General features: G+C 62.2%; 9 protein-coding genes. 3 read left to right on the top strand and 6 right to left on the bottom strand.

Annotation, left to right across the window (positions count from 1 at the left end; translation table 11 throughout):
• Nucleotides 1-3: 3 nt before the first annotated feature.
• Nucleotides 4-525 carry a thermonuclease family protein gene (locus ABEA02_RS08770; RefSeq protein WP_345532528.1) on the bottom strand — a complete coding sequence of 174 codons (522 nt, stop codon included), beginning with the start codon at nucleotides 523-525 and terminating at the stop codon, nucleotides 4-6.
• Nucleotides 526-952: 427 nt separating this feature from the next.
• On the opposite strand from ABEA02_RS08770, the gene ABEA02_RS08765 reads away from it, so the two are divergent.
• Both ABEA02_RS08765 and ABEA02_RS08760 read left to right on the top strand, forming a co-directional pair.
• A complete protein-coding gene (locus ABEA02_RS08765) occupies nucleotides 953-5635 on the top strand; it encodes a glutamate synthase-related protein (RefSeq protein WP_345532527.1) in 4683 nt (1560 codons plus the stop codon).
• Nucleotides 5636-5655: 20 nt separating this feature from the next.
• Nucleotides 5656-7140, top strand: coding sequence for a glutamate synthase subunit beta (locus ABEA02_RS08760; RefSeq protein WP_345532525.1), 1485 nt, complete (start codon nucleotides 5656-5658; stop codon nucleotides 7138-7140).
• Nucleotides 7141-7213: 73 nt separating this feature from the next.
• Here ABEA02_RS08760 and ABEA02_RS08755 read toward each other — a convergent pair whose 3' ends face one another.
• The 5 genes from ABEA02_RS08755 to ABEA02_RS08735 form a co-directional block, all read right to left on the bottom strand.
• On the bottom strand, nucleotides 7214-8470 hold the full coding sequence (locus tag ABEA02_RS08755) for a YecA family protein (RefSeq protein ID WP_345532524.1): 1257 nt from the start codon (nucleotides 8468-8470) through the stop codon (nucleotides 7214-7216).
• Nucleotides 8471-8586: 116 nt separating this feature from the next.
• Nucleotides 8587-9132: an REP-associated tyrosine transposase gene (locus ABEA02_RS08750; RefSeq protein WP_345532523.1), complete on the bottom strand. Its 546-nt coding sequence runs from the start codon at nucleotides 9130-9132 to the stop codon at nucleotides 8587-8589.
• Nucleotides 9133-9268: 136 nt separating this feature from the next.
• Nucleotides 9269-9766, bottom strand: a complete 498-nt coding sequence (locus ABEA02_RS08745; RefSeq protein ID WP_345532522.1) for a heme-degrading domain-containing protein — start codon at nucleotides 9764-9766, stop codon at nucleotides 9269-9271.
• Between the two features lie 256 nt (nucleotides 9767-10022).
• Nucleotides 10023-10634, bottom strand: a complete 612-nt coding sequence (locus tag ABEA02_RS08740) for a hypothetical protein (protein ID WP_345532521.1) — start codon at nucleotides 10632-10634, stop codon at nucleotides 10023-10025.
• 105 nt (nucleotides 10635-10739) lie between these two features.
• Nucleotides 10740-11057: a hypothetical protein gene (locus ABEA02_RS08735; protein WP_345532520.1), complete on the bottom strand. Its 318-nt coding sequence runs from the start codon at nucleotides 11055-11057 to the stop codon at nucleotides 10740-10742.
• A 124-nt stretch (nucleotides 11058-11181) separates the two neighbouring features.
• Here ABEA02_RS08735 and ABEA02_RS08730 point away from each other — a divergent pair, with 124 nt between their 5' ends.
• Complete coding sequence (locus tag ABEA02_RS08730) at nucleotides 11182-13515, top strand: hypothetical protein (RefSeq protein ID WP_345532519.1); 2334 nt, start codon at nucleotides 11182-11184, stop codon at nucleotides 13513-13515.
• Nucleotides 13516-13526 lie beyond the last annotated feature (11 nt).

The raw sequence follows: 13526 nt of genomic DNA, 5'->3' as shown, positions 1-13526 counted from the left end.
GGTTTACTTCGCGCCGTCGGCCGGGGCGGCACTTTGCGCGTCCGTGGGCTGTTCGACGGTTACGGGCGGCGCCCAGTTGCCGGCTTTGGCGCTGCGTGCGGCGCGCTCCATGTCTTTCAGGGGGCCGTCCTGCGTTGCAGTGGCCAGCCCGGCAGAAACAAGGCGCTCGGCAATGTTTTGTCCTTCCAGCTGCACTTCCGCTTCGTAGGTGCCGTCGCCCAGCGCCGCTGCATCACGCACCAGCACCTTGATGCCGAGGATGTCGCGTCGCAGTACCGATGCACTTTCTTCGCCGGTCGGCGTGGTGATCGCGTCGACCTCGATGCCACGGATGCCGACCTTGACTTCCTTCTCTCCCCAGACAAGCGTGATGTGGCGTCCGTCCGGTACGGATTCCACGAGGTAGAGCCCATCCTTGATGGCGTCAACCGTAGCGGCATCCTTGCCGCTGTTCGGCAGGGTGGCTGCCATCAGTCCGGCTGCGGCCAGTAAGGCAATGGCAACGACTCCCCAGGATTTTTTCATGATGATCGACCTCTCTGTTGTGCAACGCGAACGTTCTATCACTTTCTGCTTGGCGCAACAGCGCCGGCCGAGGGTTACCCGTTTCTCGCCGATAGGCGGATGGGTTCTGCTCGGAATTTATTGATTTTGTTGAAAAAACAGATCGGTTTCGTGGCTTGGAAGAGGTGGCTGGAGCGGGCGTGTTTGAATGGCGAAAGGGGGCGGCGGGTTTGCTGGGAGACCGCCGCCCAAGCAAGCCGACAACGCACTGATCTGGCGCTTTTCAATGTGTCCCCAATTAATTCCCGCACCGAAGAAGGGCCTTAATTTAATTTAACCTGACCCCATTTGTTATTTCTTGGAATGCAGGGTGGCTGGTCTTATATTTCAGGCCTGTGTCAGTCGGTGCGGCCCGCGCCCGACTGGGAATTTAGCCAGGAGTGGATGGATGACCAAGCAAGCACAGGGGCTTTACGACCCCGCCAATGAACACGACGCCTGTGGTCTGGGCTTTGTGGCCCACATCAAGGGCAAGAAGAGTCACGAGATCGTTCAGGGCGGCCTGCAGATCCTGAAGAACATCGATCACCGTGGTGCTGTGGGTGCCGACCCCCTGATGGGCGACGGCGCGGGCATCCTGATCCAGATTCCTGACACCTTCTACCGCGAAGAACTGGTCAAGCAGGGCATCAAGCTGCCGCCCGCTGGCGAGTATGGTGTGGGCATGCTGTTCCTGCCCAAGGAAGCAGCTTCGCGCCTGGCCTGTGAGCAGGAGCTGGAGCGCGCCGTGCGCGCCGAAGGCCAGGTTGTTCTCGGCTGGCGCGATGTGCCGGTTGACCGTGACATGCCGATGTCGCCGCGCGTGCGCGCCAAGGAACCCGTCATCCGCCAGATCTTCATCGGTCGCGGCCCCGATGTGATGGTCACCGAGGCGCTGGAGCGCAAGCTCTACGTCATCCGCAAGACGGCCAGCCACGCCATCCAGAACCTGCAGCTCAAGCACGGTGCCGAGTACTACGTGCCGTCGATGTCGGCGCGTACCGTCATCTACAAGGGCCTGCTGCTCGCCGACCAGGTCGGCGTCTATTACAAGGACCTCGCTGATCCGCGTTGCGTCTCCGCACTGGCGCTTGTCCACCAGCGCTTCTCGACCAACACCTTCCCCGAATGGCCGCTGGCCCACCCGTACCGCCTCGTGGCGCACAACGGTGAAATCAACACCGTGAAGGGCAACTACAACTGGCTGCGCGCCCGCGAAGGCGTCATGAAGTCGGCCGTGCTGTCGGAAGACCTCAAGAAGCTCTACCCGATTGCCTATGCCGGTCAGTCCGACACCGCGACCTTCGACAACTGCATCGAGCTGCTGACCATGGCGGGTTACCCGCTGGCGCAGGCCGCGATGATGATGATCCCGGAAGCCTGGGAACAGCACGAGCTGATGGACCAGAACCGTCGCGCGTTCTACGAATACCACGCCGCGATGATGGAGCCGTGGGACGGCCCCGCCGCCATCGCCTTCACCGACGGCCGCCAGATCGGCGCCACGCTGGACCGCAACGGCCTGCGCCCGGCGCGCTACATCGTCACCGACGACGACCTCGTCATCATGGCGTCGGAAGCCGGCGTGCTGCCCGTGCCCGCCAGCAAGATCGTCAAGAAGTGGCGTCTGCAGCCCGGCAAGATGTTCCTCATCGACATGGAAGCCGGCCGCATCATCGACGACAAGGAACTCAAGGACGCGCTGGCCAACGCCAAGCCCTACCGCGAGTGGATTTCGCGCATCCAGGTCAAGCTCGACGAAGTCGACGGCCCCGAGCCGCAAGTCGAAGCCGCCGCTTCGCTGCTCGACCGCCAGCAAGCCTTCGGCTACACGCAGGAAGACACCAAGTTCCTGATGGCGCCGATGGCGGTGGGTGGCGAAGAAGCCATCGGCTCGATGGGCAATGACTCGCCGCTGGCCGTCACGTCCAACAAGCTCAAGCCGCTCTACAACTACTTCAAGCAACTGTTCGCGCAAGTCACGAACCCGCCGATCGACCCGATCCGCGAAGCCCTGGTGATGTCGACGGTCAGCTTCATCGGCCCCAAGCCGAACCTGCTCGACCTCAACAACATCAACCCGCCGATGCGTCTCGAAGTGTCGCAGCCCGTGCTCGACTTCAAGGACATGGCGAAGATTCGCCACATCGAGACCTACACCGACAACAAGTTCAAGTCCTTCGAACTCGACATCACCTACCCGTATGCCTGGGGCAAGGAAGGCGTCGAAGCGCGTCTCGCTTCGCTGTGCGCGCAAGCGGCCGAGGCCGTGCGTTCGGGCTACAACATCCTCATCGTGTCTGACCGCAAGATCAGCGCCGAGAACGTGGCCATCCCTGCGCTGCTGGCGACCTCTGCGATCCACCAGCACCTCGTCAAGCAGGGCCTGCGCACGCTGACGGGTCTGGTCGTCGAAACCGGTTCGGCGCGCGAAGTGCACCACTTCGCCCTGCTTGCCGGCTACGGCGCCGAAGCCGTGCATCCCTACCTCGCGATGGAAACCCTGCGCGACCTCGCCAAGGACATGCCCGCCGACCTCGGCCCCGAAAAGGCGATCAAGAACTACATCAAGGCCATCGGCAAGGGTCTCAACAAGGTCATGTCCAAGATGGGCATTTCGACCTACATGTCCTACTGCGGCGCGCAGATCTTCGAAGCCATCGGCCTCAACAAGGAACTGATCAACAAGTACTTCGCCGGCACGCCGTCGAATGTGGAAGGCATCGGCATCTTCGAAGTCGCCGAAGAAGCCCTGCGCCTGCACGAAGAAGCCTTCGGCAACTCGCCCGTGCTCGCCAACGCCCTGGACGCCGGTGGCGAATACGCCTTCCGCATCCGTGGCGAAGAGCACATGTGGACGCCGGACGCCATCGCCAAGCTGCAGCACTCGACCCGCTCGGGCTCGTTCCAGTCGTACAAGGAATACGCCCAGATCATCAACGACCAGAGCAAGCGCCACATGACGCTGCGCGGCCTGTTCGAGTTCAAGTTCGACCCGGCCAAGGCCGTGTCCATCGACGAAGTCGAACCCGCCAAGGAGATCGTCAAGCGCTTCGCCACCGGCGCCATGTCACTCGGCTCGATCAGCACCGAAGCGCACTCCACCCTCGCCATCGCCATGAACCGCATCGGCGGCAAGTCGAACACCGGTGAAGGCGGCGAAGACCCCGCGCGCTACAAGAACGAGATGAAGGGCATCTTCATCAAGAAGGGTGAGACCCTCGCCAGCGTCATCGGCAAGAACGTCATCGAGCGCGACATTCCGCTGCAGGAAGGTGACTCGCTGCGCTCCAAGATCAAGCAGGTCGCTTCGGGCCGCTTCGGTGTGACCACCGAGTACCTGACGTCTGCCGACCAGATCCAGATCAAGATGGCCCAGGGCGCCAAGCCCGGTGAAGGCGGCCAGCTGCCCGGCGGCAAGGTGTCGGAATACATCGGCAAGCTGCGCTTCTCGGTGCCCGGCGTCGGCCTCATCTCGCCGCCGCCGCACCACGACATCTACTCCATCGAAGACCTGGCCCAACTGATCCACGACCTGAAGAACGTGAATCCGAAGGCTGACATCTCGGTCAAGCTCGTCTCCGAAGTCGGTGTCGGCACGGTTGCTGCAGGCGTCGCCAAGTGCAAGGCCGATCACGTCGTGATCGCCGGCCACGACGGCGGCACGGGCGCCTCGCCCCTGTCGTCGATCAAGCACGCCGGCTCGCCCTGGGAGCTGGGCCTGGCCGAGACGCAACAGACCCTGATGATCAACGGCCTGCGTGACCGCATCATCGTCCAGGCCGACGGCCAGATGAAGACGGGTCGCGACGTCGTCATCGGCGCGCTGCTCGGCGCCGACGAGTTCGGCTTCGCCACTGCACCGCTGGTGGTCGAAGGCTGCATCATGATGCGCAAGTGCCACCTCAACACCTGCCCGGTCGGCGTCGCCACGCAAGACCCGGTGCTGCGTGCACGCTTCTCGGGCCAGCCCGAGCATGTGGTGAACTTCTTCTTCTTCATCGCCGAAGAAGTGCGCGAACTCATGGCGCAACTCGGCATCAAGAAGTTCGACGACCTCATCGGCCGCGCCGACCTGCTCGACAAGAAGAAAGCCATCGAGCACTGGAAAGCGCAAGGCCTCGACTTCGGCAAGATCTTCCATGTGCCCGAAGTGGAGTCGCCGCGTCGCGTCATCTCCAAGCAGGACCACCTGCTCGAAAAGGCGCTCGACCACAAGCTCATCGAGAAGTCCGCACCCGCGCTGGAGAAGGGCGAGCGCGTCTCCTTCATCCAGCCCATCATCAACGTCAACCGCTCGGTCGGTGCCATGCTGTCGGGCGAAGTCGCCAAGAAGTACGGCTTCGAAGGCCTGCCCGATGACACCATCCACGTGCAGCTCAACGGCACGGCGGGTCAGAGCTTCGGTGCCTTCCTCGCGCACGGCGTCACGCTGGACCTCGTCGGTGAAGGCAACGACTACGTCGGCAAGGGCCTCTCGGGCGGCCGCGTCATCGTGCGCTGCCCCAACGACTTCCGTGGCTTCGGCCCCGAGCACATCATCGTCGGCAACACCGTGCTGTTCGGTGCCATCGCCGGTGAGGCCTACTTCAACGGCGTCGGCGGCGAACGCTTCGCAGTGCGCAACTCGGGTGCTGCAGCAGTCGTCGAGGGCGTGGGCGACCACGGCTGCGAATACATGACGGGCGGCACCATCGTCGTGCTGGGCGAGACCTCGCGCAACTTCGCGGCCGGCATGTCGGGTGGCGTGGCCTACATCTACGACCCGGACGGCCAGTTCGCCAGCAAGTGCAACACCGCCATGGTCGACCTCGAAGGCGTGCTGCCCGCCGCCAAGCAGGCCGAGACCGTGGACCGCGACATCTGGCACGCCGTGACGCGTGGCGGCAAGGGCGAAGAGGACGAAGTCATCCTTAAGCGCCTCGTCGAGAACCACTTCCGCTACACCGGCAGCATGCGCGCCAAGGCCCTGCTGGAGAACTGGGAAGCCTCGCGTGAAGCCTTCGTCAAGGTGATGCCGAAAGAATATCGCCGTGCGCTCAAGGAACTTGCCGTTGCTGCACGCGGCAAGACCGAAACCGCGGCCGTCTGAGAACTGGGGAGAAGAGAGAAATGGGAAAGGTAACCGGCTTTCTGGAGTTCGAACGTCAGGACGAGGGCTACGAAGCCCCCGAGGCGCGCAAGAAGCACTACAAGGAATTCGTGCTCGCGCTGACTGACGACCAGGCCAAGATCCAGGGCGCACGCTGCATGGACTGCGGCATTCCGTTCTGCAACAACGGCTGCCCCGTCAACAACATCATTCCGGACTGGAACGACCTGGTCTACAAGCAGAACTGGCGCGAAGCCATCGACGTCCTGCACTCGACCAACAACTTCCCCGAGTTCACCGGCCGCATCTGCCCGGCACCGTGCGAAGCCGCCTGCACGCTGGGCATCAACGCCGACCCGGTGGGCATCAAGTCCATCGAGCACGCCATCATCGACAAGGCCTGGAGCAATGGCTGGGTCGTGCCGCAACCCGCTGCGAAGAAGACCGGCAAGAAGGTCGCCATCGTCGGCTCCGGCCCCGCCGGCCTCGCTGCCGCACAGCAGCTCGCGCGTGTGGGTCACGACGTCACCGTGTTCGAAAAGCGTGACCGCATCGGCGGCCTGCTGCGCTATGGCATCCCCGACTTCAAGATGGAGAAGAGCCACATCGACCGTCGCGTCGAGCAGATGAAGGCAGAAGGCGTCACCTTCAAGACCAGCGTGTACGTCGGAGAAGCCGACCTGCCCAAGGGCATCGGCAACGACGCCAAGGAAAAGGTGAGCCCGAAGCAACTGCTCAAGGACTTCGACGCCGTGATCCTCTCCGGCGGCTCCGAAGTACCGCGCGACCTGCCCGTGCCGGGCCGCGAACTCGAAGGCGTGTACTTCGCCATGGAGTTCCTGCCGCAGCAGAACAAGGTCAACGCCGGCGACAAGCTCAAGGACCAGCTCAAGGTCACCGGCAAGAACGTCGTCGTCATCGGCGGCGGCGATACCGGCTCCGACTGCGTTGGCACCTCCAACCGCCAGGGCGCCAAGAGCGTGCTGCAGTTCGAGCTCATGCCCCAGCCGCCCGAACAGGAAAACAAGGCCCTCGTGTGGCCCTACTGGCCGATCAAGCTGCGCACCTCTTCCTCGCACGAAGAAGGCTGCGACCGCGCCTGGTCCATCACCACCAAGGAATTCCGTGGCGAAGGCGGCAAGCTCAAGTCCATGGTCACCGCCGTGGTCGAATGGAAGAAGGACGAAAAGACCGGCCAGATGAAGATGAGCGAAGTGCCCGGGTCGGAGAAGGAAATCCCCGCCGAAGCTGTCTTCCTCGCCATGGGCTTCGTCAACCCGGTCGCCGGCCTGCTCGAAGGTTTTGGTGTCGAGAAGGACGCACGCGGCAACGCCAAGGCGACGACGGACGGCGTGGGCTGCTATGCCACCAACGTGCCCAAGGTGTTCGCAGCGGGGGATACGCGTCGCGGGCAGTCGCTGGTGGTGTGGGCGATCCGTGAAGGCCGCCAGGCTGCGCGTGAAGTGGATGCGTTCCTGATGGGGGCGAGTGTTTTGCCGCGTTGAGTTACTTTAGCTTCAAAGAAAAGGGCGCCTTCGGTGCCCTTTTCTTTGGCAAGACGTGCGGTGAAAACCTGTGTCAGTCGAGGTTTGGAAAGTCTATTGGCGGTACGGCCCGTTGACGCCACGCGTTCATATACAGACTTGCAACGTCATTGATCTCTGGGTGAGGGGTTGCAGGATTTGTTGCTTCAAAAGGCTTAATCCAAAGGCAATCTTGGGGTTTCCCGATTTGTTCGTCTCTCAGGTAGTGAGATGGATCATTGCTGAAGAAAACAACATTCGCGGGTGCGGGGTCTGCGTAGCCTTCTTGAGCGAGATCTGCCATGGTTTGGTCAATTTCATCTAGCCATCTTTGATAGGTTTCGGTGTCCGCAGAGGGCAGGTTTACATCGACGAATACGTAGAGTGGTAAGTCATTCTTCTTCGTAAAGGCATCAACGACTAATTGCCGAATGTCGACAATTTCCCCCGGTTGAATGTCCTTACCACCCATGTAGCCGTAAGCACTTTTTCTGCGACGGCTTTTGGCTTCCACCGCTATGCGAATGCCGGAAAATTTATTGGTGCCTACGAACTCTGGATGCTTCGTTGAGTTGTTGGACTCGTCCTCAAACTCCAGCGTGAAGCCCGCCGCGACACTTAACGCTGCGACCCAAAGCTCGTGGCGGGCGCCTTGAAATTCATCAGCGTTGATCAATCGCCTTTTCAGTTCAGCTTCTAGCTTGGCGTTGTCTCGAATCGTGTACAGATCATATGCAAAGCGATACCAAGCAGCACCAGCCCCAATCTGTGATGTCTTTAGACCAACATTGTCACTGGCGATCACTTTGTTGTGATTCTCAACGTAGGCCGCCATCCATTGAAGTGCAGGATGTCGTTCGTTGAGCGGCTTTCTTTCTTCGGCCTCAAGCATGGGCTCGCCAAAGAAATGCAGTGCATGATCGTGAATCGCATCTAGAAACGTATAGATGCCCTCTCTTGTCTGCTGGTAGAGGCCGCCTCCTATGGCGACCATCATTTTGTCCCCGAATGCTTTGATTGCCAACGGTGGACGTGCGTGCCCGTATTGGGCAACAAACTCACGCTCTCGCTCATCTCGTTCGCGAAAAATCTTCTTGGCTTTTTCGGCCAACTGTCTTCGTTTTAGCGATTCGTGAATCTTCTTCGAGGTTTCAGATTTTTGGGTTTGCTGAAAAGTTTGCAGAACCGCTTGTGTGAGAAGCGAGCTCGTTGGTGAAACGACCATTGACGGCTTGCCTTGGCAGCAGTGGCGATACTTCTTCCCACTGCCGCAAGCACACCGTGTATTTTTTGATGAGATTCCTTTGCTCATGGCGAACAACGATACTCCTTGGAAGGCGTATCAACACAAGCCGGGTAGGGTGGGCTCGGTGAGCCCACGCGTTCTAATCGTACATCTAACAACCGCGTGGGCACACCGTGCCCACCCTACATATCGTCGCCTTGCATGCTTTCTGACGAATCGCCAGTCCAGTCCTTCGCATAGGTGCCTTGTTGGACGTAGCGATGGAATGACGACCACTGCCAGTCTTCGACGCGCTCAACCAGACCGTGTTTGACGGGGTTGTGGTGGATGTAATTCGCGCAGCGTTCGAAGTCTGCGTCGTCACGGATCGTGTGCTCGAAGAAGCGCCTTTGCCACAAGGTGCTTTCGCCGTGCTTTTCTTTTGAGGGACTCATCCAAGCTTCGAGGTGGAGGGATTGCCCGAGCGTGAAGGAGACTCTTCGTTTGATGAGCGCCCAGCGTGTCGAGAAGTCGGCGTCATTCGCCGGCAATGTCCAGATGCAATGGAGGTGATCCGGCATCAAGACCCATGCGTCGATGGTGAAAGGGTGTTTTTCACGCGTGCGCTCGATGGCGTCACGAAGTGCGGTGCGTGCGGCATCTTCGATGAGCCACGGACGGCGTCGGTAGGTGACGACGGTGAAGAAGAACGAACCGCCGGCGACGCTTGCTCTGCGGTAGTGGCTCATGTGCGACTCACTCTGGACAGACGAGATCAGGGGCGGATGTAGGGTGGGCTCGGTGAGCCCACGCGTCTGAATCGTAGGTGCGGGAAACGGGATCGTGCGTGTGGGGCACGCGTGGGCACACCGTGCTCACCCTACGTCAGGCGTCGGGCAACGCCAACCTTTCAATCTCCAACCCGAAATGCTTCGCCAGCGCTTCGATGATGATGCCGTGATCATCGCGCGGTGGCAGGCCAGAGACGCCGATGCTGCCGATGATGCCCGTGTCCTTGAGGCGGATCGGGAAGCCGCCGGGTGACAGCGCGTAGTCGAGCGGGCTGAGGCCGTAGCGCGGGGTGAGCTCGTAGTTGTTCTTCTCCATGTTGAGCTTGAAGCTGAACGAGCTGCGGTGGAAGCGTTCGACGACGTTGCGTTTGCGCCGTGCCCATTCGCCGTTGTCGGGGGTCGTACCGGGCATGGCGTAGTAGAAGAGCTGTTGCCCCGTGAGGCCGATGCTGATGGCAGCTTTCTTGCCGCGGGCTTCGAGCAGTTCGACGAGGATGTGGCCGATCTGCCATGCGGTGCGGGCGTTGAAGCTGTCGAACTGCAGGGCGTCTTCCTGCCTGGCGAGCAGGGCGAGTTCTTCGTCGTGGGTCATGTGGGTTCCGGGATCGAGGTGTTGAGGGCGCATCGTACTGCCGGGCATTTCAATGCGGGGGCGCGGCTGAGGCTGGTTGTTCCGCCAAGGTGTTACTCCCCTTGGCCGTCATTTCCGCGAAGGCGGGAATCCCGTGACTTATCAAACGACGCTGGATTCCCGCCTTCGCGGGAATGAGGATATCGGGGGTGTCAAACTCTGAAGGGAACAGCATCGGGTGCCACGGGTGCCTTTTGCTGTGACAGAGCCGGGCTGCCTACTTCTTCAGCGAACCGAACTTCCGCTGGATCGAGCAGGTGAGCAGGGTTCGTGCGCCGGGGATGTCGTTGGTGGTTTCGGCCGACAGGCCGACGGAGTAGTACTTGTCCGGGCTTTCGGTTACGTACCGGAGGTCGACCGGCATGATGCCGACGCCCGGGAAGTCCAGCATGAAGACGCGGTATCGCGCGCGCATGGCGGTGAGGACGGTACGCGGGTCGTTGCTGAGGTAGAAGCCCCAGTAGTCGTCGGGGCGGTCGTCCTTGCCGTAGCTGGGGAAGTGGGAAAGCAGGACACCGGTAACGGTGAGGCCGTTGATGGTCATCGGCGTCTTGAACACGGCAGTGCGGCTGCTGGGGCCGTTGTCGGGCGACTTCGTGGCGAACCAGTTGCCGCCGCTGCTGTGGGCTTCGATCTCGCCGTAGGTCTTGAGGGCCTCGGCGTTTTGCGTGATGTGCCTGAACACGGCGTCATCGCATTTCACGAACTGCTGGAACAGGGCGTCGGCGCCGGGGCTGTCGGGGACTCTGGGTGCGGCGGGGGGATTGGCACAGCCGGCGAGGGTGACGGCAGTCAGGGTGGAGAGCGAGAGGGATCTGAGCAGATTCATGGTGTCCTGATGGTCGTTTGAACGCGATGCAGAGGTGGTGGCGCGGCGTCGAGCATGCCATACGCCTGTTGACTGCGTCTTGTGCGGGCGCAGCGTTCAGGGGGGCTATCGTTCCGGCATCTGTCGCGCCGTGCGGCGCGTGCCATCCAGCGTTACCAGATACTTCTTGCCATTGGGCGCGCTGGCTTTGTATGAGGCGTAGAGGCCGCGCGGTGATTCGGCGTTGAGCTGGGTGCCGGGGATGGTCTTGAGTTCGCGGACGAAGGCGTCGAACTGTGTGGCGCTGACGGCACGGTCGTCGATGCGGCAGCAGGCGGTGGCGGGGGGCTTTGTTGTCGGCTTCGTGTCCGCATGCACGCTGGTGCTGGTCAGCAGCAGGGCGATGAGGGCAATTTGCGTGGTGCGAGGGGCCGTGCGATTCACGTTGGCGGCGTAGCAGGACTGGATTGCAGGTCAGTGTAGCGGTGCGCCGTGTGGCGCGCCCGGATTGCCCGGCCAGCGGCATGGCCGCAGAATGCGCGGCACTAGTCGAGTCCGGAGTTCTGGCATGCGTATCTGCTTGTTCCACGTCCTGTTCGTGCTGTGTGGCCTGATGGTGTCGGGGATGGTGCAGGCTGCCGAGGAGCCTTTGCCACGCTGGCAGGCCGATGCGGCTTTGCGCGAGAGCATGGCGGCGTCGCTGGACGGGCGCTGGGTGCGATTCTTCGAGGGGGATCGCCCACGGTTGCGCGTGCAATCGGCGGACCTGGCGGACTACGTGCTCGATGCGGTGGCAATCGGGCATCGGCCAGAGCGCACGCTGCGCGTGCTGCAGGGCTTGTCGTCGATGATTGATCGCGATGCGACGAGCCGCACCTACGGCAACATGCATTGGTACTACGGCGACACGAAGCTGGTGGATCGCAATGGCATCGAGTTCGCGATGCGGCGGCTGGTGATTGCGCCGCTGGTGTTTGGCGACCGGCTGGATGCGGCGCAGAAGGCGGCGCTGACAGAGGTGCTGTCTTTGGCGCGCACAGGGCTGACGCGGCACGCGGTGGCGATCAGTTACACCAACATCTACCTCATGAAGAGCTGGAACCTGATTGCGCTGGGCGAGGCGACGGGGGACGAGGGGCTGGCGCAGCAGGGGCGCACGATGCTGCGTGACTGGTTGCGGCATACGGCGAAGACCGGGATCAACGAGTTCCTGAGTCCCGGTTATTACGAGGTCGACCTCGACAATCTGGCGCTGATCGCCAACCTGTCGCGCGACGCAGCGACGCGAAAGATGGCGCAGGATGGCTTGAACTATCTGTGGCATGACATTGCCTTGCACTGGTTCGGCCCGGGCCAGCGTCTGGGGGGCGTGCACAGTCGCGACTACGACCGGCTGCTCAACAACGGGCAGTCTTTCCAGGCCAAGGTGGTGGAGGCGGGCTGGTTTGCGCCTGCGTCGGGCAAGGCGGCGCGACGCAGCGAAGATCAGTCGCCGTATCGCTACTACGCGACGCGCTTGCCGTCAGAGGCAGCACGTGCCTGGCTGGCGGGGCCGTTCCCGCGCTTCATCTCGCAGCGCTGGGGTGTGGAGCCGGAGAAGCGGCTGGCGCATTACATGGGTCACAAGGTGGGCATCAGTTCGGCCGAGGCGGGTTACACGGCGGGGCATGACACGGCGCCGCTGGCGATCAATCTGGGCGGCGGTGCGGATGTGCCGATCATCACCTTCCTGATGGACGGGCGGCGTGATTACTACGGCGTGAACAAGACGCTGGAGGCCGGGTCGGGTCACATGAAGGCGCTGCACCTGCGACCCTTCATCACGAGTGTGCAGAACGGGCCGGATGTGTTGTTCGCGAGTGCAATCAAGAATGACACGGCGAACAATGTGAGCCTGGAGTCGGCCTTCACCCTGCCGGCGGATGCGGAGTTCTGGCTCGACGACCAGCCCTTGCAGTTGTTCAACGCAAGCAGTGCCTGGGTGCAGGACTTTGCAGCCAATGGCGAGAGCACGCAGATTGCGGTGAGCGAGCGCACGGGCAAGCCGGTGGTGAGCCTTGTTGATGAAGACGACAAGCTGGGCGTGGGGCTGTCGCAGCGCTTTGCGGTGGAGGCCGGCAAACGCTATCGCCTGACGGCGGCGCTGCAGGGCGGTGACGTCTATCTCTATCTCAACTTCTACGACGCGGCGCAGCGCCTGATTGGTGGTGAAAACGCCTTGCGTGTGACGGGCGGGCAGGGCGTGGCGGTCGAGCGTTCAAATCTGCAGCTGGCACCAGCGGGCGCGGTGCAGTGCAAGGCCTGGCTCTATTCGACCTCGACGAACCGCACGCGCATCAGCGTGACGGACCTGCGTTTCGAGGAGGTGGCGGAGAGCGGCGCCGCACAGCGCGTGCTGGGCGGTTTCGACTTTCGCGAGTTCCGCGCCGAGCAACGAGCCGTGCCCTTGGGGGCGACGCTGCATGTGCGCCGCGAGGGCGTGGTGGCGTCGCTGCGCATTCTCGGCGCGTGGGACGTACAGGGCCGCTCGATTGCCGCCAGCCTGCACAACGATGGTTTGAGCTGGCGGGCGATGCGTCTGGGCGTCGTACATGCGACGGGGCGCGAGGAGGGCGTGGCTGCCGTGGCAGCCTGGGCGCGCGTTGAGGAAGGGCTGGCCACGGAGGAGGCTTTTGCGGCCTATCGGCGCCACATTGCAGCCGCAAGGAGTGTTGCGACTCGCGATGGCGAGGTGCTGGAGGCTGGTCTGGACATCGCACCCTCCCTTCGATTGCGGGCCGACGTGATGCGCGGGCAGCGTTTGCTGCGCGAGGGCATGACGGTGGTGCCGGAGGGGGCTGCGCTGTGGGTGGATGGCAAGGATCTGGCCCGCAGCCTGTTGGGGGACTACCTTCAGGACTAGGGCGTGTTCAC

Source organism: Viridibacterium curvum (genome assembly GCF_039544165.1).
Lineage (GTDB): Bacteria > Pseudomonadota > Gammaproteobacteria > Burkholderiales > Rhodocyclaceae > Viridibacterium > Viridibacterium curvum.
This window is presented reverse-complemented; position numbering and strand designations above follow the sequence as displayed.